General features: G+C 66.5%; 23 protein-coding genes. 8 read left to right on the forward strand and 15 right to left on the reverse strand.

What is annotated here, in order from left to right; genetic code table 11:
* The first annotated feature begins 155 nt into the window (after positions 1-155).
* Both A5622_RS03920 and A5622_RS03925 read left to right on the forward strand, forming a co-directional pair.
* The gene (locus A5622_RS03920) at positions 156-917 is read left to right on the forward strand and encodes an SDR family NAD(P)-dependent oxidoreductase (protein ID WP_066876785.1); all 762 of its coding nucleotides are present in this window, start codon (positions 156-158) and stop codon (positions 915-917) included.
* Between the two features lie 30 nt (positions 918-947).
* Positions 948-1,628, forward strand: coding sequence for a class I SAM-dependent methyltransferase (locus tag A5622_RS03925; protein ID WP_156752827.1), 681 nt, complete (start codon positions 948-950; stop codon positions 1,626-1,628).
* Between the two features lies 1 nt (position 1,629).
* On the opposite strand, the gene A5622_RS03930 is transcribed toward A5622_RS03925, so the two are convergent.
* Positions 1,630-2,283, reverse strand: a complete 654-nt coding sequence (locus tag A5622_RS03930; protein WP_066876788.1) for a heme oxygenase (biliverdin-producing) — start codon at positions 2,281-2,283, stop codon at positions 1,630-1,632.
* 240 nt (positions 2,284-2,523) lie between these two features.
* Between A5622_RS03930 and A5622_RS03935 the strand changes: the two genes are divergently transcribed.
* Both A5622_RS03935 and A5622_RS03940 read left to right on the forward strand, forming a co-directional pair.
* Entirely contained in the window at positions 2,524-4,821 is a 2,298-nt protein-coding gene (locus tag A5622_RS03935; protein ID WP_082994520.1) for a SpoIIE family protein phosphatase, read from the forward strand.
* Positions 4,822-4,919: 98 nt separating this feature from the next.
* Positions 4,920-5,363, forward strand: coding sequence for a nuclear transport factor 2 family protein (locus A5622_RS03940; protein ID WP_066863039.1), 444 nt, complete (start codon positions 4,920-4,922; stop codon positions 5,361-5,363).
* A gap of 30 nt (positions 5,364-5,393) precedes the next feature.
* Here A5622_RS03940 and A5622_RS03945 read toward each other — a convergent pair whose 3' ends face one another.
* The 6 genes from A5622_RS03945 to A5622_RS03965 all read right to left on the reverse strand — a co-directional run bounded on the left by A5622_RS03945 (position 5,394) and on the right by A5622_RS03965 (position 10,044).
* Positions 5,394-5,936 (reverse strand): FKBP-type peptidyl-prolyl cis-trans isomerase, encoded by a 543-nt coding sequence (locus A5622_RS03945; protein WP_369807001.1) that lies wholly within the window; start codon positions 5,934-5,936, stop codon positions 5,394-5,396.
* A 60-nt stretch (positions 5,937-5,996) separates the two neighbouring features.
* Positions 5,997-6,350 (reverse strand): DUF732 domain-containing protein, encoded by a 354-nt coding sequence (locus A5622_RS03950; protein WP_066863034.1) that lies wholly within the window; start codon positions 6,348-6,350, stop codon positions 5,997-5,999.
* A gap of 131 nt (positions 6,351-6,481) precedes the next feature.
* Positions 6,482-7,657 carry a serine hydrolase domain-containing protein gene (locus tag A5622_RS03955; RefSeq protein ID WP_066876790.1) on the reverse strand — a complete coding sequence of 392 codons (1,176 nt, stop codon included), beginning with the start codon at positions 7,655-7,657 and terminating at the stop codon, positions 6,482-6,484.
* Positions 7,654-9,210 (reverse strand): biotin carboxylase, encoded by a 1,557-nt coding sequence (locus tag A5622_RS03960; protein ID WP_232002844.1) that lies wholly within the window; start codon positions 9,208-9,210, stop codon positions 7,654-7,656. The genes A5622_RS03955 and A5622_RS03960 overlap by 4 nt, the downstream gene beginning before the upstream one ends.
* Before the next feature lie 167 nt (positions 9,211-9,377).
* Positions 9,378-9,542, reverse strand: a complete 165-nt coding sequence (locus A5622_RS28875) for a hypothetical protein (protein ID WP_156752828.1) — start codon at positions 9,540-9,542, stop codon at positions 9,378-9,380.
* A 61-nt stretch (positions 9,543-9,603) separates the two neighbouring features.
* On the reverse strand, positions 9,604-10,044 hold the full coding sequence (locus tag A5622_RS03965) for a nuclear transport factor 2 family protein (protein ID WP_066876883.1): 441 nt from the start codon (positions 10,042-10,044) through the stop codon (positions 9,604-9,606).
* Positions 10,045-10,108: 64 nt separating this feature from the next.
* Between A5622_RS03965 and A5622_RS03970 the strand changes: the two genes are divergently transcribed.
* Positions 10,109-10,894 carry a helix-turn-helix transcriptional regulator gene (locus A5622_RS03970; protein WP_066876792.1) on the forward strand — a complete coding sequence of 262 codons (786 nt, stop codon included), beginning with the start codon at positions 10,109-10,111 and terminating at the stop codon, positions 10,892-10,894.
* A gap of 12 nt (positions 10,895-10,906) precedes the next feature.
* On the opposite strand, the gene A5622_RS03975 is transcribed toward A5622_RS03970, so the two are convergent.
* Both A5622_RS03975 and A5622_RS03980 read right to left on the reverse strand, forming a co-directional pair.
* Positions 10,907-11,380 carry an SRPBCC family protein gene (locus A5622_RS03975; protein WP_066876794.1) on the reverse strand — a complete coding sequence of 158 codons (474 nt, stop codon included), beginning with the start codon at positions 11,378-11,380 and terminating at the stop codon, positions 10,907-10,909.
* Positions 11,377-12,084 (reverse strand): DUF899 family protein, encoded by a 708-nt coding sequence (locus tag A5622_RS03980; RefSeq protein WP_066873235.1) that lies wholly within the window; start codon positions 12,082-12,084, stop codon positions 11,377-11,379. The genes A5622_RS03975 and A5622_RS03980 overlap by 4 nt, the downstream gene beginning before the upstream one ends.
* Before the next feature lie 249 nt (positions 12,085-12,333).
* Between A5622_RS03980 and A5622_RS03985 the strand changes: the two genes are divergently transcribed.
* Entirely contained in the window at positions 12,334-12,642 is a 309-nt protein-coding gene (locus tag A5622_RS03985; RefSeq protein ID WP_066873232.1) for a hypothetical protein, read from the forward strand.
* 45 nt (positions 12,643-12,687) lie between these two features.
* Here A5622_RS03985 and A5622_RS03990 read toward each other — a convergent pair whose 3' ends face one another.
* The 5 genes from A5622_RS03990 to A5622_RS04005 form a co-directional block, all read right to left on the reverse strand.
* A complete protein-coding gene (locus A5622_RS03990) occupies positions 12,688-13,398 on the reverse strand; it encodes an SDR family NAD(P)-dependent oxidoreductase (RefSeq protein ID WP_066876796.1) in 711 nt (236 codons plus the stop codon).
* A 127-nt stretch (positions 13,399-13,525) separates the two neighbouring features.
* Positions 13,526-13,930, reverse strand: a complete 405-nt coding sequence (locus A5622_RS28880) for a hypothetical protein (RefSeq protein WP_156749135.1) — start codon at positions 13,928-13,930, stop codon at positions 13,526-13,528.
* A gap of 96 nt (positions 13,931-14,026) precedes the next feature.
* Positions 14,027-17,389 carry an ATP-binding protein gene (locus A5622_RS03995; RefSeq protein WP_066876798.1) on the reverse strand — a complete coding sequence of 1,121 codons (3,363 nt, stop codon included), beginning with the start codon at positions 17,387-17,389 and terminating at the stop codon, positions 14,027-14,029.
* Positions 17,382-18,104 carry a DUF4194 domain-containing protein gene (locus A5622_RS04000; protein WP_066876800.1) on the reverse strand — a complete coding sequence of 241 codons (723 nt, stop codon included), beginning with the start codon at positions 18,102-18,104 and terminating at the stop codon, positions 17,382-17,384. Before A5622_RS04000 ends, A5622_RS03995 begins: the two co-directional genes overlap by 8 nt.
* Positions 18,101-19,603 (reverse strand): DUF3375 domain-containing protein, encoded by a 1,503-nt coding sequence (locus A5622_RS04005; protein WP_066876801.1) that lies wholly within the window; start codon positions 19,601-19,603, stop codon positions 18,101-18,103. The genes A5622_RS04000 and A5622_RS04005 overlap by 4 nt, the downstream gene beginning before the upstream one ends.
* 209 nt (positions 19,604-19,812) lie before the next feature.
* Between A5622_RS04005 and A5622_RS27805 the strand changes: the two genes are divergently transcribed.
* Positions 19,813-20,070: a hypothetical protein gene (locus tag A5622_RS27805; RefSeq protein WP_082994525.1), complete on the forward strand. Its 258-nt coding sequence runs from the start codon at positions 19,813-19,815 to the stop codon at positions 20,068-20,070.
* Here A5622_RS27805 and A5622_RS04010 read toward each other — a convergent pair.
* Complete coding sequence (locus A5622_RS04010) at positions 20,058-20,507, reverse strand: hypothetical protein (RefSeq protein WP_066876802.1); 450 nt, start codon at positions 20,505-20,507, stop codon at positions 20,058-20,060. The two genes, A5622_RS27805 and A5622_RS04010, sit on opposite strands and share 13 nt — an antisense overlap.
* Positions 20,508-20,625: 118 nt before the next feature.
* Between A5622_RS04010 and A5622_RS04015 the strand changes: the two genes are divergently transcribed.
* Complete coding sequence (locus A5622_RS04015; protein WP_082972096.1) at positions 20,626-21,108, forward strand: helix-turn-helix domain-containing protein; 483 nt, start codon at positions 20,626-20,628, stop codon at positions 21,106-21,108.
* Position 21,109: the final 1 nt, after the last annotated feature.

A 21,109-nucleotide genomic window follows, 5' to 3' on the forward strand; every position in this document is an offset into this window, starting at 1 on the left:
GGTTCACGATCGGTGATCCCGTGCTCGACGGGCAGGACGCACGGGGGCGATGGTGTCGGCGCAGGTCATCCACGGCATCATCGAGGCGGCGGCGCGCGCGAATTCGCGGCCGCGGTTTCAACGGTGACGGCACGCCGACTCGAGGAGAGAACCGAATGGGATTGCTCGACCACAAGACCGCTGTCATCACGGGCGCCAACTCCGGGATCGGGTTGGCCACCGCCGAACGATTTCTTGCCGAGGGTGCCGCCCGGGTGTTCATCACGGGTCGGCGCCAGCCTGAACTCGATGCTGCGGCAAGCACATTGGGCCCTCGCGTGACCGCCGTGCGCGGAGATGTCGGAACGCCGGAGGATCTGGACCGGCTCTACGCCGAGGTCGTGGCAGCGGGTACCGGCCTCGACATCGTGATGGCCAACGCCGGATCGACGAGGGTGGCGCGGCTGGGGGAAATCACCGATGACGACCTCGACGCGCTGCTGACCACCAACGTCAAGGGCGTCGTCTACACCGTGCAAAAGGCGCTGCCGCTGCTCAACGACGGCGCCTCCGTCATTCTGACGGGCTCCACCACCGCCGACCGCGGCCGCCCCGGGCTGAGCATCTACGCCGCCACCAAGGCCGCCGTCCGATCCCTGGCCCGCGCCTGGGCCAACGAACTCGCCGGCCGCAACATCCGGGTCAACGTCATCGTGGCCGGGTCCACGGCCACCCCCGGCAGCGACGCGCTGGCCGCGCAGACCGATCCCGACGCTTCGATCGAGGAGTTCCGCGCCGGCCGCATCGGCACCATCCCGCTGGGCCGCTTCGCCGAGCCCACCGAGATCGCCAATGCCGCAGTGTTTTTGGCCAGCGATCTGTCCAGCTTCACCACCGGATCCACCGTCACCGCCGATGGCGGATTCAACCAGGTCTGACCCATTAGAAGAGTCAGCGCGCGTAAATGGGTGGCCAGCGGTGGTGGCGTCGATAAGACTGACGATATGTCGCGAACATCCCCGGCCTTTGCCCGAGACCCTGATACCGCAGCCTATTACGATCGGCGCGCCGCCGAATACGACGAATGGTATTTAGGACAAGGGCATTTCGCCCAGCGTGACCGGCCAGGGTGGAGCGCCGAGGTCGATCGGGTGGTCAGCTTGGTTGCCGACCTGCCGGCCGCGCGCACGCTGGACGTTGCTTGCGGTAGCGGTTTTTTGACCCGTCATCTGCGTGGCCTCGTGGTGGGAGCGGACCAAAGCCCTGCGATGGTCGAGTTGACCCAATCGCGGTTGCCGCACGGCGTGGCGATCGTCGCTGACGCGTTGTCGTTGCCGTTCGCGGGCAAGGCCTTCGACCGCGTTTTGACCGGCCACTTCTACGGGCACCTGCCGGCCGATGAACGCCAAGCCTTTCTGACTGAGGTACGCCGGGTGGCGGGGGAGCTGATCGTCATCGACTCAGCGCTTCGCGCCGGCGTGGAACCCGAGCAATGGCAAGAGCGGACCTTGAATGACGGATCGCGTCACCGCGTCTACAAGCGCTACCTCGGCGGCCGGCAACTGGCCGACGAACTCGGGGGAGAGGCGCTCTTCGACGGCACCTGGTTCGTTGCCGCACGGGTTCGCTGGGGTTCCGCCGAAGTGTGATTCAGCGCCGACGGTCCGGCACGCCGTCGGACAGTTCATCGAAGAGGGCCTGGTTCAGGCCGAAGGCGTATTTCACCTCGCCGACTATGCGATCGATTTCGTCGGCGTCGGGACGCAGCGCGTCGAGGCGGGCACGATAGGCGTCCTTATACGGTTTGGGCCGCACCGGAAATTCATAGAATGCAAGTCCCGCGCCCCGAAGATCGAAGGTGCGATCGAGGATTTTGCCGATGCCCCGGCCTCCGGAGAGATCCCCGAGATAGCGCGTGTAGTGGTGGGCCACCAGGGCGCCACCCCACGTGAGGGCGCCGAGTCGCTCGGCGTAGGCCGTCGCCGCGGGGGAGTCGACCTCGTGTGCGGCACCCGGGGTCAGCCAGTGATCGAGGTCGGCGTCGATAGCAGTCAGGCGCTCCAGCGCGGGGTCGTACACCGCGGCAACCATGGAATCGTCACGGCGGGCCCGCACGGCGTCCTCCAGGGCTGCGTACACCACACGCAACCGAAGCAAGTACTCGCAGTAGCCCGGTGCGCCGATCCGGCCGGCGAGCAGTTCGGACATGAATGGGCTCTGCTCGGCGGCCTCGTGTTCGGCCGCCGAGCCCTGCTTCATCGCGACCGATAGACGGCGGGTTGTTGGGACGGCGACCGAGCACATGACCTGCTCAGATTACCTTGGTGAGCGCGGCGGGAGCGGTTACCGCGGCGAGGCCGACCGGGGTCGACGGCGCGTACCGCCGTCGAAGGGGGAAAATTTCTTGGGCGCGTGGGGAAGTCACTGCCGGGCGAATCTGCCAGGCCGCGCGTATCGCGGCTTACCTAGTCGGCGAACGGCGACGCACATTGATAGCTTGGAGGTCTGGCTGCTACCCCTCACCACTCCAACGAAGCGGCTCGCGTGACCGGCGACGAGCGGCACGTCCCGCCGTCGGCGTCCGCGGATCAGCCGATCGACGATCTCGTACCGGTCGGCACTCCCATCGACCTGGACAACTGTGCGCGCGAGCCGATCCACATCCCCGGCAGCATTCAGCCGCGCGGGGTGCTCGCGGTGGTACACGAACCCGCGTTCGAAGTGCGTCAGGTCAGCGCCAACGTCGCCGATCTGCTCGACCGTCCCGTCGAAGCCGTGCTCGGCCGGCACCTGTCCGCGCTGCTCGGTTCCGAACAAGCCGCCCGCATCGAGCGCGCGGCGGAGACTTTCGGCAGTCTGCGCCAGAACAACCCGCTCGAACTCACCATCGAGGTCGGCGGCGAGTCGCGGGCCTTCGACGCGATCCTGCACCGCGAGCCGGGCGGCGTGTTGTTGGTTGAGCTCGAAATCGCTTACGGCGAGCGGCCGTTCTCCTTCCCGAACACCTACCAGGCGGTCCGCGGCGCGGTCGAGGAATTGAACCGGGCCGCCACGCTGACCGAGCTGTACGCCACCGCGGCGCGCGCCGTCCGAGACCTGACCGGCTTCGACCGGGTCATGGTGTATCGCTACGACGAGGAGTACAACGGCGAAGTCGTGGCCGAGTCCAAGCGCGACGACCTCAACTCCTTCCTGGGCCTGCACTACCCCTCGACCGATATCCCGGCGCAGGCGCGCGCACTGTACGAGAAGAACTGGATCCGACTGATTTCCGACGTCGACTACGCGCCGGCGCCGCTGGTGCCGAGCATCGACCCGGTGAGCAGTACGCCGCTGGACCTCACGTATGCCACCCTGCGCAGCGTTTCGCCCATCCATATCGAGTATCTGCAGAACATGGGCGTGCACGCATCGATGTCGATCTCGCTGCTGCGGCAGGGCCGGCTGTGGGGGCTGATCGCCTGCCACCACTACACCGGACCGCACCTGCCACCGTTCGGCACCCGGGCGGCGGCCGAGTTCCTCGGCTCGACTCTGTCGCTGCGACTCGTCGACCGGTTCGAGGATGAACAGCTGCACAAGCGCCTGGCCGCGCAGGCCATCTTGGCCAAGCTCACCGCCGCCACGCTGGACGACGGCGAGCCGCTATCGGCGGCGCTGCTCGGGGCGCCGGACGTGCTCGATTTGGTGCCCGCCGACGGCGTGGTCATCCACATCGGGGGCGACTTCCGCAAGCGCGGCTCGGTTCCGCCGCCCGAAGTCGTGTCCGCCGTCGCCGCCTGGGCGCGCGAGGTGGACGACGAGATCGCGAGCAGCGAGTGCCTGTCCCGGGCGCTGCCGGAGCTCAAGCTGGATCCGCAGGTGGCCGCCGGGGCGCTGGCGCTCAATCTGCCCGACGGGCAATACGCGATCTGGTTCCGCCGAGAGGTGCTGCGCTCGGTGGACTGGGGCGGCGACCCCTACAACAAGTCGATCGCGATCAGCGAGGGCGACCAGTATCGGCTCAGCCCGCGCAAATCGTTCGACCGATGGCGCGAGATCGTGCATGGGCGCAGCGAACCCTGGTCGCTGAGCGAGACCGACTCCGCCGGATCCCTGCGACTCCAGCTGGTCGAGTCGCTGTATCGCCGCACGCGCGGAGCGCTGCGCCTGGCGGAGACGCTGCAGCGCAGCCTGCTACCCGAATCCATCCCCGCCCTCGACAACTGGCGCCTGTCCGCGCATTACGAACCGGCGGCGGGGGACAACGTCGGCGGCGATTGGTACGACGCGTTCGAGCTTCGCGACGGCCGGCTGATCGCGCTGATCGGCGACGTGGCCGGGCACGGCATCGCCGCGGCCGGCACCATGGCCGCGCTGCGCAACGCGCTGCGCGCCCAGCTGTTCACCGGCGCCACACCGGCCGAGGCGCTCGAACAGCTCAACGAGTTCTGCCTGCACATGCTGCCCGGCGCATTCGCCACGGTCATCGCCGCGCGGGTCGATCTCGATTCGGGCCGGGTGGAGGCCGCCTCGGCCGGCCACTTGCTGCCGTATGTGACGGACCTGACCGGCAACGTTGTCGGCGAGGCGGTCTCGGCGCCCATCAAGCTCTCCCCACCGATCGGCGTCAAGGGTGTCAGCTATGCCCCCAGCACGTTCAGCGTCGAACCCGGACACGGCTTGGTCCTGTTCTCCGACGGCCTCGTGGAGCGTCGCGGCGAGTCGATCGACGACGGGCTCGATCTCTTGGCGGCGACCCTCGGCCGGGCGGGCGATGCGACGGCGTCCCGGATCTGGACCGCGATGGCGTCGAGGCATACCGACGACGACGTCACCATCATCACGCTGCTTCGGCCCTGAGGCCGCGTTAAGCGATTCGTATATCACCGCCTTTTCGAGCGACTGCCATCTACAGTTCGACGAATAGCGAACTGTAACCGCCCTTGAAGGACAATGAGATGGCGAAAAGCGTTGCGACCAAAAACGACAACGAAAGAATCGTGGTCGATTTCATACACGCCGCTTACGGCAAGAGCATGGACGTCGACGCGATGACCGCACTCATGGCCGACGACTTCGTGTGGCAGCTGCACGTGCCGCTGTCACCGGTGGTGCGGGGACGTGACGCGGCGCGCGCGGAACTCGAGAAGCACAACACCCTGGCGACGGGCATGATCGAGGGGAGCGAGATCCGCACGATCGTGTCCGACGACGACACCGTCGTCGTCGAACGAGTCGACGTGAACGCCATGAACGGCGTGGCCGTCACCTTCCACGTCACCGCGCTTTTCGAGGTTCGCGACGGCGCGATCACGCACTGGCGTGAGTACTGGGACACCACTCACGTCGCTGGACAACTCGGCATCGATCCCGCGCTCATGTTCGCGCCGCTAGGTGATTAACCTGCCGCACAGGGGATTTGGCGGCCCGAGCTAGCCGGTGGCGCTGAGGATCTTGATCGCGAAGACAAGCGAGTCGCCGGGCTGGATGCCGGCGCTGGGCTGACCCTCGGGGTAGCCATCGGCGGGGACCATCGCGACGGCGACCGTCGACCCGACCTTCTGTCCCGCGATGGCCTTCTGAAAGCCCGGCACGACGCCGGTAAGCGGGAAGTCGACGGGGGCGCCGCGCTGGTAGCTGCTGTCGAAGACGGACCCGTCACGCCCGTTGACGCCCATGTAGCAGACGGAGACGCGGGCGGTGTTGGAGACGACCGGTCCGTCTCCGGCCTGCAGCGTGTGCACCTGGGTCTGGCCCACGCTGAACGGTGTGGTGACCTTGACCAGCGGAGCGGTGGTGTCCGTGGATCCGGTGACCGCGACGCTGCCCGTGGTACCGCTCAACGTCCAGTCGGGCGTTGCACCGTTTTGCGGTGCCGCGGTCGGACATGAGCCGGCCGCGGTGGCCGTGCCCGCTCCGGCGAGCGTCAGAGCGGTTGCTGCGACCGAAGCCGCGAGCGCGACGGAGGAGTACATCCGGGAGGACTTCACGGCCGTCACGCTACAGCCAGTTACTGCGTCGCTCGGCGGGGGTCCTCAGGTGCAAAGGCTGGGGGCGTCGCACACATTGCCGGGGCAATAGATCGAGTGGGCGGCGTTGACCAGGCTCCCGACGTCCAGCAGCGTCACGCCCTTGGTGTCCAACCGGGCGTGCAGATCGTCGGCGATCTGTTGCGGCGTCCAACCCCAGGTCAGGTCGTAACACACGTCGTGCGCCTCGGCGATCAGGGCCTCGTCCGTTTTCGGCGGCCAAGTCAGGCCGACGGCACGCAGTTGCGCGAGGTACGCGTCATCTTGGGGGGTCGCGGCCGCGACGCCGGCGGTGCTGAGCAGTGCCGCGGCGGCCAGTAGGGAAACGGCGAGTGCGGCCGGCCAACGGGGTGAGGGCATTCGATTCCCTTCCGATCCTGATGGCGCGATCGAGGCCGTCAAAAGTGCGCTGCTCCAAAGCAAGACAGACATGCAGAATATCCGGAGTTCGGCCGAACGGCTCGCCGAGATATCCGACTGACTGCGGTCGACTAGCCGGGGAGTCCAGCCAATTCGCGTGCCGCCGCGTCGAAGGCGCGCAGGGCGTCGGACATGTGCGGCTCATGAGTCTTCAGTTGCGTGGATAACTTGGCGGCGACCACCTCCGCGGCGCGGTTGACATAGATCATCTGACCGCACATGCCTTGGCACAACACGACATTCCTGCCCGGGTAGGGGAACCACATCTGGTTGCGGTACATGCCGCCGGGCATCTCGTTGTCGTCGGGGCTGGCGGCGAACGCCTGACGCGAGTCGGGTCCGCCGTCGAGGGTGTCGGCGATCCACGCCGACGGCACCACTTGCCGGCCGGTCAGCGAGACGCCGTCGCGCAAGAACAGCGACCCGAACCGGATCATGTCGGTGAGGCAGGCGCTGATGCCACCGTCGAAAAACCCGGTGCCGTCGGCGTCGACGCCGATGGTGGCGTCGCATTGTGCGCCGATGCGGCTCCACAGCAACTCCGACATCAGCTCCGGCATCCGTTGAGCGCCGGCGACCTCGCAGATCCAGCCCAGCACATCGGTTTCACAGGAACGGTATTCGAACGGGCCGCCGTGAGCGCGCTGCTGGCGCAAGCTCAGCAAGAACTCCTGCAACGTGGCAGGAGCGTCCGGAGTTCTCCTGGGTGCCCACCCCATTGCCTGGTCGAGAAGGTGTATCTGCGCGGCCGGGTCGTCGTAGTTCTCCGAGAACGCGATACCCGACCTCATGTCCAGCAAGTGACGCACCGTCGCACCGGCATAGCCGCAATTATTAAGGGCGGGAACGTATTTCGTCACCGGCGCGTCGAGCTCGATCACACCGGCCCCATGCAACACACCCACCACCGCGCCCACCAGCGACTTGCTCACCGAAAACAACAGGTGTGGCGTCCGAGCGCCCAGGCCGTCGAGATATTCCTCGGCCGCGATCGCACCGCGGCAGGCGACGGCCCAGCCGTCGGTGCCCGAACCGGCCAATACCGCGCCGACGGTGGTGTCCGTGCCGTCCGTGCCCGTCACCGGAATCGTCGACAGATCGGCAGTAGCCGCGGGCAACGCCGCGACCGGCCCGGTGCCGCGCGAGATGATCGCGGTCGGCACGAAGTCTTCGACGTGCTGGAACGACCACCGCGCGTACGGCGCCGACAGCCAGTTGTCCAGTGCGATGCCGGCCGGGGCGCTCACGCGCGCGCGACGAGCCGAGAAACGATCGGCGCGGCCGGCGTCAAGGGTGTCGAGACGAACTTCGCCTTCATCCCCTTGACCCAGCGCTGGCAGCGCTCGCTGAGCCGATAGTCGTCCGTCTGCAGGTGTGAGCGAGTGACGAGCACGCCGAGTTGGGCGCCCTGCGAACGTAAGTCGCCGGGTGCGGCGACCCGCATGTAGAAGGCCTCGGAGCCGTCGAGCAGCGTGGCCCAGTCGTTGGCGGTTCGCGAAAAGGAGACCCGGCCGTCGTCGTCGATCCGCCATACCCCGGTGCGTGGCGTCGCGGTGAAGAGCTCGATCTCCGGAGACGTCTCGGTGATGATCACCTGGCCCCAGACCTCGTCTTCTCCATAGCCCCGCTCCCAGCGCGAATTGATCTCCTCGATGTCGAGCTCGTACTCCACGTCCATGTACTCGAGCAGATGAAAGAGGAACAGCGGCATATCGGCATAGGCCTCGGTGGTGAGGTTGGTCATCGGGCTGGCACCGCTCAGCCGCGGATTCACCTCGCCGAGGTAGAGCTCGTCGGCGTCCAGATCGTGCAACAGGTCCACCTCGAAGTAGCCGCGGTAGCCCTCGCGCCGCATGACATCGCCGAGCTTTGCCACCATTTCTCGCGCGGCATGTGTCTGGGCGGGCGGCAACACCTCGCGCCAGATGTCGTTGCCACACCAGCTGCCCCGGCTCGGAGTCAGTTCCGAATAGCCGACGAGACTCGTCATCGCGGGGCCGACCACGGTGCCGTGCCGGGTCACGGCGCCCTCGAGGCACACCTCGACATTGCGGATCCGCTTCATCACCTTGAGGTCCTGCCCTACCAGATCCCCGGCGTGCTGGTCCCAGTCGCGCTGACCGTGCACGAAGAATGTCCCGCTGCCGGCGTTGCCGTAAGCGATCGAAATGACGAGGTCGTCTCCCAATCCGGCGTTTTGCGCGAGCGCCAGCAGGTCGTCGTAGGAGTGAGCCCGCCCGATCGTATTAGGCACGCTCGGCACCCCCGCCTCGTCGGCCAACCGCGTCATGACGATCTTGGAACCCAGGCGCTGGCGCAACTCGATCGGCGGATGCATGACATCGAGGCCCGCCGACCGCGCGAGTGCCTGGATTTCCTCGTTCAGCATGACAAAGCAGCACTTGCCGCCGGCACCTTTCCCGGCGATGAACTCGACCGTCTCGGGATCGGACAGCAGATGGCTGCACACCTCGTCCATCGAGTCGAAATCGCGGCGGTCGCGCCGCCGGGGCACGAATACGCGCGAGTGCGTGCCCTCGAACGAGTCGAAGTAGGTGAGGTAGAAGAAGTTTCGTATCCACCGGTCAACGCCGAGCAGGTTGAACGGCGTGGGCGAGATGAAGAACAGCGGCACCTTGTTCGTGTGGAAGAACGCGCGTATGTCCGACAGGCCGTTCAGCGTCCGGCGCTGCTGGGGCCACGTCACGTCGGTCGCGGTGACATCGAGGCCCGAACCCGGGGCCAGGGTGGTGGCGCGGCCAGACGCGGTGCGCTCGGCGTAACGCCGATGAAATGACATACCTGCATTCGACAAGTGTGCGCCCTGTCGGCGCCCGTGTCGAAGGGGGAACGGCGCCGAACGCCGATAGCCGGCCGGATGACACGCCTGGCCCCAAGGGCCGCAGTTGGCGTTTATACCGTTGTCCCGCAACCGGTTTCGGCTGATGTGGTTAGTCGGTAGCGCGGTCAGCCGGCGTTGACCCTGGCGGGGCCGAGATGGACTGGGAGGTGCTTGACTCCGTGCAGCAGGGTGCTGTCGTTGAGGGTCGGTTCGCCGGCGAGGGCGAGTTGGGGGAATCGTTCGAAGAGGGCGTACCCGAGCACCCAGTGCGACCGGGTTTTCAGAGCCATTTCCGTATTGTTCGCCCCTACCTTGCCGAATGGATAGAGGCGCGCGTTAAAGTCGCCGACGCTAGGAATCCCGGTGGTATTCGTCGTTCATCAGGACCTCGACGCCGCGCCAGCCCCAATACACCCGGTGGGCCTGAATCAAGCCGCTCTCGATCTCCATCACCTCGACGAAGTCCATTTGCTCACCGTCAGGCGTCGCGCGGGGATACTCCCAGGTCACCCGCCGACCGTCGGTGAAAAAGCCGGCCCGGTGATAAGCGCGCAGCTTCGGTGTGCGAGCTACCACCTCGGCGAGAAACGGCCGTAGCTGCGCGTGCCCCCGGCGGATTCCGTCCGTGCCGGTGATGTGGGCGACCAGCGGGCTTTCCAAGGTCGCATCGGTGGCATAACAGGCCAGCAGGGCGTCCAGGTCGTGAGCGGCCAGGGCGCTTTCCCAAGCCTGAACCACTGCCTCGATCGCGCCAGGCGGGGCTGTCGTGTTCGCGGTGTCGTCGGTGTCCATCGGCCCATCGTGATGCCGATTTGCTTCGGTGCCGCCCGAAATGTCCTCCACCTATCGTGGTGGCATGCCCAGCGATCCCGCACTCGAGGTCGCCGTCCGGGATGGCGGTGACGCCGATATCGGCAGTGTTGCCGCACTGATCGGCGAGCGTGCTCGGGCACGGGTATTGATGGCGTTGCTCGACGGGCGTGCGCTGCCCGCGAGCGTGCTGGCCACCGAAGCCGGGGTGGCCGCTTCGACGGCCAGCGAACACCTTGCCCAGCTGGTCCATGCCGGCCTGCTGACCGTGCATCGTCAAGGCCGCGCCCGCTACTTCCGTCTGGCCGGTCCACCGGTCGCCGAAGCCTTGGAGGCCCTCGCCCGAATCGCTGCGCCCGAGCCGATCCGCTCCCTGCGCCAAGGGACACGTGCGCACGCCCTGCGGCGCGCCCGCACCTGTTACAACCACCTCGCCGGGCGGTTGGGCGTTGCGATCATGAGCGCGATGCTCGACCGGGAGCTGATCGCCGGCGGCGACGGACGCCACCGTCCGGATGCCGCCGCAGCCGACCGGCTGTCGGCTCCGGGCGCAGACCTGACCTACCAGCTCACCGCCAGGGGACGAGAAACCCTCAGCGCCTTGGGAATAGACCTGGCCCCTCTCGATCGCAGCAAGCCCATGATCCGCTACTGCGTGGACTGGTCCGAACAACGCCATCACCTCGCCGGCGCGCTCGGGTCCGCGCTTGCCCGACGCCTGTTCGATCTGGACTGGATCCGTCACATCAATCAACGCCGCGCGGTGATGCTCACCGACGCCGGGCGGCAAGGACTCAGCGACACCTTTGGCCTACGCGCGAACTGGGATTGACCGTTTAGCTGGTCAACCAGCGACCGAGCGCTCGAGAGCGACCAGGGAGGTAGCGAGGTAATCCTCGCCGAAGATGGGCATCTCGCCAACCCGGTCCCGGAAGGCCTGCGGCGTACCGCTCCAGTCGTACGTGAGGGTGACGTCGGTGCGATCACCGTTCGGCACAAGGTCATAACGCCAGAACCAGCCGCCCGGCGTGTGGTTGCCCGCGTCGTCGAGCACCCCAGGCATCCAGGCAATGGTGCGGTCCCGCTCGAACACATGCACCAGGTTGTGCGTGACGTAGTCGCCGCCCGCGGCGGTGAGGTACATGTTCATCGAGAACATCTGTCCCGCGCCGGTGATCGGCGCGGTGTCCACGGCGTCGCGGACCCAATCCGTGGGCTCGATGTTCTGGTGGCGGGACGGGTCGGCGAGGACTGCGAAGATCGCCGCCGGGGTGGCAGCGATGGTGCGGGTGACGACGAAACGTTCGGCGGCGCTCACGGTTTGGCCTCAGTCGTCGTGCATCCATACGCGGCCGCGATGGCGGGGGAGTCGAGCCACCCCGAGTAGGTGGGCCGCGACGGCCAACCTGGCGGCGAATCGAGCCATTCCTCTTGCCGGCCCCACGGCAGAATGTCGATCAGCCCGAACGAGTGACTGAGTTGCTCGGTGCCTCGCCCGTTCGTATGCCAGGTGCGATACACCGTGTCGGCGTCGCGCAGGAACACGTTCACGCCGAACCCGCCGCCGGGCGGCGCGTCCATGTCGGCGGCGAACGGGCTCTGCGATGACGAGTACCACTGCATCCGGTTGCCGACTCTCCGCTTGTAGGCCAGCGCTTCCTCGATCGGTCCATTGGTGACGATGACGAACCGGGCGTCGTAGTTCTCGAGGAATTCCAGTCGGGTGAATTGCGACGTGAAGCCGGTGCACCCGCTGCACTGCCATTCCGCGCCGTCGGCCCACATGTGGTGATAGACGATCAGCTGCGAGCGGCCGTCGAACACGTCGACCAGGCGGATGGGCCCGTCGGCACCCACCAGGGTGTAGTCGGGCAACTCGACCATGGGCAGCCGTCGCCGCTGGGCGGCGATCGCGTCCAGTTCGCGGGTGGCGGCCTTCTCGCGGTTGCGCAGTTCCTCCAGCGCGGCACGCCAGGTTTGGTGATCGACGACCGGCGGCAAGGCCGTGTGTTCGGGGGACATGGCTCCACCTTTGCTCTCGATTTGTCCGTCCGAAAGGTCTGACCGGTCCTGTGTCCGGAATTCATCGGCACGCCTCCGACGCCGCTGTCCTTGACCCAATCGGTGCATCGCATGTCCGCTAGCGCCGGCGCTAGCGGACATGACACCCGCCAATGGGGGCGCCCGGCCGTTGCCGTAGCGCAGAAGACGCTATTGACCTGCATGCCTGGGCTGGGTTCGATTAGTGAATAGTCACGAGGGGAGGTCCCCATGAGGACATTCATTCGCCAAGCTGTCGTCATCGTCATGCTGGCGTTCGCGTCGATGGCAGCCGTGACGGTGTTGACGCCGGCGGTGAGCAAGGCCGACTGCGCCGACGGCGAGTGGTGGGACCCGACCGGCAAGGTCTGCCGACCGCTCGGGGTCGGGCCGCAACCCTTGGCGTGCGACCCGGGCCAGTGGTGGGACCCGACGGCCAACGTGTGCCGCCCCTTGGGTGTCGGGCCGCAACCGCTCGCATGCGACAACGGCTGGTGGTGGGATCCGGGCGCCAACGAATGCCGTCCGCCGGCCGGCTAGTACCCAGGCGTGGATTCTGAGACACCCAGCGGATCGGCTCCGGCTTCAGCGATTCAGTAGAGCCGCGTACTGACGTTCCAGTGCCTTGGCCGCACCGCCATACCAGCTCGGCGAGACCGACTGCGACATCGGATCGGGGAAGATTTCTTCGGCCCCTTGCTCGACCCCGTCGAGGATGGCGCGCGCCACGGAATCTGCTGGCGACTTGGGTATGTCGAGGCCCCGGGTCATGTCCGTGTCCACCGGGCCGGTCAGGACCGCGTGAACGCTGACACCCTGTCCTGCGAGAAGAACTCGCAGAGACTGAGTGAAGTTGAATGCGGCCGCCTTGGAAATCGAATAGGCCGGAATCAGTGGCAGTGGCGCGAGCGCGTTCACCGAAAGATTGTTCACGATGGCGCCCCGAGACCGAATCAGCAACGGCAGCAAGGCCTGAGTGAGGTCGGAGGTGCCGAAGAGATTGACGGCGAGGTGTTGTTGAAGCACCGCGCGATCACTCAGGTCGTCGTAGAGTGCCACGCCGGCGTTGTTCACGAGAATGTCGAGAGATTCGAGTTTTTGCGCGGCCTGCTCGATCTGCGCGGCGTCGGTCACGTCCAGGCTCAAGGCGGTGACCCGCGGATCCGGATCGGCCGCCGGTTGGCGCGTGCCGGCGTACACGTGTTTGGCGTCTCGCCGCAGCGCCTCCTCGACCAGGGCCTTACCGATGCCCCGATTCGCGCCGGTCACCAGCACGGTCTTCCCAGCGATGGTCATACATCCTCCTAGATCAACCGAAGTTTGAAGCGGTCGAAGATGTAGATCCCGCGTTGAGCAGAAAATGAGCGGTCGTTATGCGCCTGTGTGTCAGGGCTCGGTCGGCGGATGGGCCGCCACCGGTACATCACGGCGTTCCTGAACACATGAACGGAAACCCGCACCACGGCTTGCGCGTCGCCTCCGGAGGCGGGGGACCGCCCTCCCAGATCCCGGGGGCGGCGTTTCCATGCCCCCAGACGACGCCGTACCAGGTGTGGCACTGACTGGCGTCCCAGTTGACTTGCGTCCCCGGGCATCCGCGCCCGGTCTGCGGGTGCAGCCCGGTCTTTTGGTCTTCGGGGCAACAGGTGTACGGCCCGCTCGCACCCGGCGGCACCGGCCCGTCTTCGGGTGCCAAGCCATGCGTCTGCGGCACCGGCCCCGGCTGGGCCTGTGCGGTGCCGAGGGCGAGCCCCAGTCCGGCCACCACGACACCGCACGACAACAGCGCCGCGCCTACGACTTTCCTCGCAATTTCGTTGATGGCCACAGCAGTGCCCTTTCGCTGGTATCGGAAATTCAACGCCGAAACTCGCGAAATTTTTGCGCTTTCGCGTGGCTACCGATCCCAAAAAGGGTCAGCGCGTCACACGCCGGCCGCAACCAGTGCCGACGACGTCCGCATCTCATGCCGCAACGCGGTGAAGTCCGTGATCGTCTTGGTGGTCACGGTCGCCACCGGGCGCGAGTTGCGGCCGGTGGCTTCGCGCTTGGACACCATCACCACACTGTCGATGTACGGCTGGATGGTCGTGGCATTCTGCACGGTCGCCACGATGACGAGCTGGAAACCGAACTTGCGGAAGGCCTGCAATGCCTGCTGAGCGAATTGTGGGTCGGACTTGGAAAACGCCTCATCGAGCATGAGCTGAGCGAAAACCGGCTTGTTGTCCGCACTTTCAGGATTCGCCAGGTTGAAGCTCAACGCCCCCGCCAAACAGAACGCCATCAGCTTCTCCTGCTCACCCCCGGAGTTGTCACCGGCGTTGCTGTGCGTGCGGATCAGCTCATCGCTACTGACATCCCACTCGGCGCAGTCGAAGGTGAAGCGGTTGCGGACGTCCAGGGCGTCGCGGGTCCACGCCTTGTCTTCTGGAGCCGTCGAGGCCAATCGATTACGCAGGCGCAGGATGTCGGCGTACTGGTCCAGGATGGCCTGCTTGTCGCCGAGGCCCACCTCGGCGATGCGCCGCGAGATGGCCCGGACGATCTCGGTGAGCTCGGCGACCGCGGTCAGGCTGCGCGCGGTGGCGCGCAGGGTGAGCCGGGTGCCCCGATTGAACTCCACCGCACCCAGCCCGGTGTTCACGCGTTCGATCTGCTCGCTGATCCGCCGAGCCTCCTGTTCGGCGACCCGGTGCAGGGTCAGGATGGCGTCAGGTGCCTGCTCGGTCACCAGCCGCATCATTCGCTCGTAGGCCTCGGGCAGTTCACGCTCGTCGATGTGACGGCACAGCGCTACGTAATCGTGCACGCGCTCGTCGAAGACGTCGCTGTCGTTGGGGATGGCGTCGGGGAAGGCGGTGTCGAACGTGTTGAGGATCCGCGCGAGCTCATCGTATGAGCGCCTGCGGCTTTCGCGCAGCTGCTCGCGTTCCCGCCGGATGGCGGTGAACAGCGCGTCGCGGTGCGGTTCGGGGTTGAGCATGTCCAGCGCGACGGGCAGGTCGGCGGCGTAGCGGTTCAACAGATCGGTCAGCGGCTCGGAGACGAAAGCCGGAGCGAGCCGGTCGGAAAGCTCGAGCAACTGGGTGCGTCGACCGTCGAGGTCGTCGCGGCGGGTCTGGATCGCGCCGCGCCGGGTCATCAGGGTCTGGATCTGCTCCCAGCACTCCTCGGCCCGCGCGGTGAGCGCCTCGATATCGGGGTTGTCGGCCAGCAGCAGCTCGAACTGCTCGCGCAGCCGGTCGGCGTGCCCGTCGGCGGTCTCGGTGTCGATATGGGTCCACTGCTCGTACTGATCACAGATCGCCTTGAACGCCGCGGCCCGGTCCCGCCACTGCTGGCGTTCGGCGGCGATGTCGTCGGCGACGCTGCGGGCGCGTCGATACGCCTCTTCGGCGTTGGCCAGATCCACGGTCAGCGCGTCGACCTTGGCGGCGACGTCGCCTTGGTAGATGTAGTCGGCCTGCTTGAGCGGTCGGCGGTCGTCCTTGATGGCCAGGCGTTCGGAGTCCTTGTACAGGCCGGTGTCGGTGACGGCGCGCCGAAAGCGGGGGAACACGTCGGGGGTGTCGACGCAGATGTGATCGCCGGCGGCGGCGATGACGTCGGCGGCCTCGGCGGCGCAGTCGTGGGTGGGGTCGACGACGAACAGCTTGCCGGCCAACGTGTTCGGCTCCGCCTCGGTGATCTGCGCGCCGATGAACCTGGCGCGGACGTGATGCAGCTGCAGCCGACCACCCATGTTGGTTTCGTTGACGAACCGCAGCACCGCCGCGTAGTGGCTGTCGGACACGAGCAGCCGCAGACCAACGCCGCGCAGCACCTTCTCGACGGCGACGCGCCAGCGGCTGTGTTCGGGTCGTAGATCCATCAGCTCTGCGATATAGGGCAGCTCACCGGGGTGGATACCGACTGCGGCGCAGATGTTTTCACGCATCGTCAGGGCGAACTCCGGCAGCGCCGACCCGACGCGCTCGACGCGTTTGAGTTCCTTGGCCGCGTCGTCGCGGGCGATGCGGGCAACCTTCTGGGCGTACTCGGCATCGGTCGAGGCTTCGCGGCCGCGGTCCAGTTTTGCCAGTAGCTCGGTGGCGCGGGTGGTGAGTTCCTCACGCAGGTTCCAGAATTCGTCCGCGGTTTCCGGGACGTCGAGGCCGTGCGCGGTGAGCAGGGCTTCATAGGCGGTCCGCCGCCGCGACACCTGCTCGGCGTGCGCCTCGGCCGCGGCCACCTGCGACTGCAGCGGACCCGGGCTGGTGCTGGATCCGCTGATCTGCGCGTTGAGCGAATCACCCTCGGCCTTGGCCAGATTGAGCTGGCGGGTGACGTCCTCATATTCGTTGCCGAGCTGATCGATGGTGGCGTCGAGCGATTCGATCTGCGCGGGGCACTGCGCCAGCCGGACGTGATCGGTGTAGGCGCGGACCATCGGTTGGTCGACGAGATCGATGATGCCCAGGTCGGAGGACTCCGAGGCGTAGCGCTGCTGGATCTTCTCGATGTCGCCGAGGATCTTGCGTTTGCGTTGCGCGACGGCCAGCAGTTCGCGGGCGTCCACCAGGGGGTCGATCTGCTTGAGCGCCTCGGGCAGCCGGGTCAGGCTGGCCGGCTCGTCGAGCATGAACTCCCGGACGAACTGTTCAAGCCCACCAACACTTTTCAGCGATTTGGCCTTGCCGAGCAACTGCTGCGCGGCGTCGGACGCCCGGATGCCGATGGTCGCATACAACTGGGCGAGGTATTGCGACTCCACCTTGGTGGAGAACCGCCAATCGTCTTTGAACACCGCCGCGTCGAAGCGTCCCGCGGCCCAGCGGTTGCAGACGTTCTCGATGTCGCGGTCGCCGTCGGCCAGCACGAACCGGCTCGAGGAGTCCGATCGCGATTCACCGGTGAGCCATTTGAGCACCAGGCCGGTGACAGTGCGTCCGGTGTTGCTGCGGTAGGTGACGGCAACCGCCGACCAGGCGGTGCCGTCGCCGCGCAGATACATGACCTTGCTGCTGCCGGCGTCGCTGCGCTGGCCCCAGGCGCCGCGGACGTATTTGTCGACGGTGCGCCGGCCGGCGCTCGACCCGGCGGCGGTGTTATCGCCGGAGGCGTTGAAGTTGCGGCGGTTGAAGGGCAGGAAGCCGAGCGAAATGGCATCCAGGAGTGAGGATTTGCCGCTGCCGGAGGCGCCGGCGATCAGCGCGCCGCCTGCACTGAATCGGATGGAGTGGTACCCGTCGAAGACACCCCAGTTGATGACCTGCAGGCGCGCCAGGTGGAACTGTTCAGTCATCCTCGGGTCCCTCCTCGTCGCCTTGCCCCCGTTCCTGGGGGACCCCGCCGCCCAGGAGAATCTCGAACTGCTGCTGCAGCTCGGCGATCACCGAGGCCGTCATGACGGCGTTGATGACCGGGCTGACCGTGTAGCTGTCCTCGTCGTCGCGCGTCTTGCGCAGGATTTCCAGCGACGCCAGCCGGGCGATGGCGCCGTCGATGCGCGCGGCGAAGGTGACGGCGTCGCGGTCGACGTCGTTGAGGACCCCGGAGAACAGCCCGTGCATTTCCTCGCGGCTGATCACGACGGCCTGATCACCGGAGGCGCGCATCATCTGCGCCAGGTGCAGCGCCAAGATGGAATCGTAGGTGCCCAGCGGCTCGCGGCGCAAAAGCTTTACGCCGCGGGCGGATTCGTAGCGGGCCTGCTCGACGAACGCGACCCCGTCGGTTTCGGAAGTGCCCTCGACGACGCGCAGCAACAGATCCAGTTCCGAGAGCCTGACGGACAGCTGGGCGCGGTATTCCTGCACCCACGTGTAGATGTCGCGGTCGGCCTCGGCGCTGATGTAGCGGCGAGTCAGCAGCTGTTGTAGCGCCCAGCAGGCCCGGTCGGGCAGCTCGGATACGTCGCCGTCGAACCGGGGCCGGCGCTGGTGCGGGATGCGCGCGGTCTGGTCGACCTGGGGGAGTGCGGAGAATCCGCTGTAGTCGACGGTTTCTTCGACGGTCACGCAGTGGCTCCCAGCAGACTGGACACCGGCTCGGTGAACATCAAGGACGGCACCTCCATCTCGCGGTCGCGCCCGTCCAGGGATTGAAAGCGGACGGTGACCGATTCGGAAACCTGTTCGGATTCCGGTTGCTTGAGCGCCCACGACCACAACACGATGACGTGGCCCAGATAGGCCGAATCGAGCATGGCGACCGCATCCGGCAGCGACAGCTTGGCCCCGGAGCTGATTGCGGTGTTGATCATCTCAGACATCGCGGGCGCGTCGACCTGCGTGGTGAGTGCGGCGAAGCTGGCGAGGTCGACCTCACCCTCAGCGGCCTGAGCCGGCTTCGGATTGGACAGGTCACCGATCCGGAAGCTCAGCGCCCCAACCGAACTGAACGCGTGGCGGGCCAACGGAAGTTCGATGTCCAGGCGGGAATCGGTCAGCGAAGCCTTCAGCAGGTTGCGCGCGGCGCCGATGGCCTCGTTGAGCTGACGGGCCACGCCGCGGCTCTGCTCGAGGGTGCCGAATGCGGTGAACCGTTTGACCCGCTGCGCGCAGCGCTGTTGAATGCGTTCCACTTCATCGATCTGGTGACCGACGAGTTCGAAAAAGCCGGCCATCACCTTGCGTAGGGCGGGATCGAGGGCCGGCAGGGCTTGGGCGACCGCGGCGACGTCGGCTTCGAACTCGGCACGTTGATCCGGGTCGTTGATCATCCGCAGGAAGGCACGGTGCGAGTCGCGGCCCTGCGAGTCCCACGCGGCCTCGTAGTCGGCGTACATGCGACGCTGACGGTCACGGTATTCGACGTTGCTGTCGATCGGCTCGTCAAGGGCCGCGGTGGCCCGTTCGATCATCGTCCCGTACTGGCCGATGTCGGTGATCAGACGTTCCATCTGCAGGGCGATGGCGTGGGCTTCGTCGTAGGCGTCGGTGAGGTCGACGTCGTGACTGGCCTCAGCCGAAGCGGCACCTTGCTCCAGGGCGTCGAGTTCGGCTTGCAGAGCGGCGATTTCGGCTTCGATGCCGGCGCGGATGCGGGCGGGGTCGTTGCCGACCCGCAACGCGATCTGCTTGAGCCGCGACGCGATGCCGTTGATCGAGCCGCCGGTGGCGATGGTGTCCTGACGGCGCATGCCCCGCAGAAAGTCGAGCGCGCGGCGCGCCTCCTGGGTCAGATAGCACAGGTTGCGTTCGAGCCCGGAGCGCTGGTCGGCTACCCGGTGTAGCCAGCCCTGGCTGGCCCACGACTTGATCAGGGCCAGGCCGGACTGCTCACCCGACTGGTCGAGTTCGGCCAGGTCGCGCTCGAGGCGAATGACCAGGTCGGTCTCGGGGACCACACCGCCACTGAGCTGGCGTTCCATCAGGGTCGCATAGAGGTTGAGGTTCAACGTGGCCAGCAGGCGGACGGTCGGCGAGGCCTGAAGGCCGCGGTTGGACTCGAGCAGGTCGGCAGGCGACAGCGTTGTGTCGTCGTCCAGCACGCGCCCTCCGTCTCGATCAGTCATGTCTCGGACGCTCCAAGATATGGCACGGTGGCGACAATCGGCGTTCGGCCGGCAGGGTGTCGGGGGATGGTTTGGGCGGGTCGGTCACAGCGGTCTCAGGCATCGCTCAAGCCTCAGTGGTCACCGGCGAAAGCCGGAACGGATGGAAGGTTTTGGCACTGCAGGTACGGCGTCCGCCTGATGCCCGGATCAGGGCTAAGATCCGCGTCATGACTGCGGCACTGGTCGCGAAAGCCCTGTTGCTGGCCTTTCTCATCGTGGCCTGTGGCGTCTTGGTCGTGACGTATGTGCGCAGGCGACGCGCCGGCGTGCGGCCATGGCAAATCCCTTATGCCGCACCATATCTCGACGTATATCGCGGCCCGCTGCCCCCGGTACCGCCCCCGCCGGCGATGACCTACGAGCGGTCCGCTGACGGGGAGCCTCCCGGGCGCGGTCCAGACGGCGTTGCCGATCAGCCCCAGTAGGCGAAGTTGCAGGTGGGGCGCGGTTCGCTCTTGAGGGACACGAGTTTGTCGCCGTCCATGATGATCGTGCAGGTGAGCGGGGCGTCTCCGCCGTCGGCGGAGACCTGCGACTCCACTTCGTTGTAGACGGAGTACTGCTTTTCCCACGGCAGGGGCACATTGGTCTCGGTCTGCTCCGGGCCGCCGTTGATCCGGTAACGGATCGTGACCGGGGCGCTTCCGCCGCTGACCTTCATCACCGCAGTACCGACTGGCGGGCCGGTGGGCGCAGCGGAGGTCGGCGTCGGCGGTGTCGACGTCGCGATCTGCGAGGTGGTGGCGGCACCGCCAGGGGTATGCACCGCGTGTCCGGTGATGCTTTTGGTGCACGCCGTCGCGGCAACGCCTGCGGATAAACGGCCGATGACCGCCGCGATGGCATAACGGTACGAACGCATTTTCAAAGCCTAATGACCGGCGCGTGTATTCGGGGTTGATCGAAAAGTCGGTGGTTAGCAGGCCGGGCAGCTGATAACGTCAGTATATGAGGACAACGTTGCGATGAAACGAGAGTAGATGGATCGCGGCAATGTGCCAGACGGGGTGCAACGTGTTGCTGAGAACGGCTCGGATCTCGCGGTCAAGTTGAACCAGCTGTTCGATGTGATGCGGCAGGCCGGCACGCCTCCGCTATCGAACGCCGCCACTGCGGCGGCGATAACCAGCAAGACGGGCGTGTCGATCAGTCCGGCCTATCTCTGGCAGCTCAGAAACGGCGTCAAGACCAACCCGACGGTGCAACATCTGCGCGCCATCGCCGACTTTTTCGGTGTGCCTGCGTCCTATCTGATTGATCGCGACACTGATCCGAAAATCGAGGCCCAACTGACTTTGATGCAAGCATTGCGCGACAGCGGCGTGCGAGATTTGGCCATGCGCACGTCCGGACTGACTCCACAAGCCATAAGCAGTTTGGCCGCGATGGTCGATGAAATTCGCAAACTGCAAGACCTGCCGCCCATGGCGCCAGGAGAATGGTCGGGTCTAGATGACTTCTAAG

The organism is Mycobacterium sp. 1245801.1, assembly GCF_001673055.1.
Taxonomy (GTDB): domain Bacteria; phylum Actinomycetota; class Actinomycetes; order Mycobacteriales; family Mycobacteriaceae; genus Mycobacterium; species Mycobacterium europaeum_A.

What these genes read in the sequence shown, in the direction of transcription:
- A5622_RS03945 (WP_369807001.1), bottom strand. Translation starts at nt 5,936, where the DNA reads ATGTACTCCTCCGTCGCGCTCGCGGCTTCGGTCGCAGCAACCGCTCTG.
- A5622_RS03985 (WP_066873232.1), top strand. Translation starts at nt 12,334, where the DNA reads ATGAGGACATTCATTCGCCAAGCTGTCGTCATCGTCATGCTGGCGTTC.
- A5622_RS03980 (WP_066873235.1), bottom strand. Translation starts at nt 12,084, where the DNA reads ATGTCCCCCGAACACACGGCCTTGCCGCCGGTCGTCGATCACCAAACC.
- A5622_RS03960 (WP_232002844.1), bottom strand. Translation starts at nt 9,210, where the DNA reads ATGTCATTTCATCGGCGTTACGCCGAGCGCACCGCGTCTGGCCGCGCC.
- A5622_RS03930 (WP_066876788.1), bottom strand. Translation starts at nt 2,283, where the DNA reads ATGTGCTCGGTCGCCGTCCCAACAACCCGCCGTCTATCGGTCGCGATG.
- A5622_RS04005 (WP_066876801.1), bottom strand. Translation starts at nt 19,603, where the DNA reads ATGACTGATCGAGACGGAGGGCGCGTGCTGGACGACGACACAACGCTG.
- A5622_RS28875 (WP_156752828.1), bottom strand. Translation starts at nt 9,542, where the DNA reads ATGGCTCTGAAAACCCGGTCGCACTGGGTGCTCGGGTACGCCCTCTTC.
- A5622_RS04010 (WP_066876802.1), bottom strand. Translation starts at nt 20,507, where the DNA reads ATGCGTTCGTACCGTTATGCCATCGCGGCGGTCATCGGCCGTTTATCC.
- A5622_RS03990 (WP_066876796.1), bottom strand. Translation starts at nt 13,398, where the DNA reads ATGACCATCGCTGGGAAGACCGTGCTGGTGACCGGCGCGAATCGGGGC.
- A5622_RS27805 (WP_082994525.1), top strand. Translation starts at nt 19,813, where the DNA reads ATGACTGCGGCACTGGTCGCGAAAGCCCTGTTGCTGGCCTTTCTCATC.
- A5622_RS03950 (WP_066863034.1), bottom strand. Translation starts at nt 6,350, where the DNA reads ATGCCCTCACCCCGTTGGCCGGCCGCACTCGCCGTTTCCCTACTGGCC.
- A5622_RS03965 (WP_066876883.1), bottom strand. Translation starts at nt 10,044, where the DNA reads ATGGACACCGACGACACCGCGAACACGACAGCCCCGCCTGGCGCGATC.
- A5622_RS03940 (WP_066863039.1), top strand. Translation starts at nt 4,920, where the DNA reads ATGGCGAAAAGCGTTGCGACCAAAAACGACAACGAAAGAATCGTGGTC.
- A5622_RS03970 (WP_066876792.1), top strand. Translation starts at nt 10,109, where the DNA reads ATGCCCAGCGATCCCGCACTCGAGGTCGCCGTCCGGGATGGCGGTGAC.
- A5622_RS03920 (WP_066876785.1), top strand. Translation starts at nt 156, where the DNA reads ATGGGATTGCTCGACCACAAGACCGCTGTCATCACGGGCGCCAACTCC.
- A5622_RS04015 (WP_082972096.1), top strand. Translation starts at nt 20,626, where the DNA reads ATGGATCGCGGCAATGTGCCAGACGGGGTGCAACGTGTTGCTGAGAAC.
- A5622_RS03995 (WP_066876798.1), bottom strand. Translation starts at nt 17,389, where the DNA reads ATGACTGAACAGTTCCACCTGGCGCGCCTGCAGGTCATCAACTGGGGT.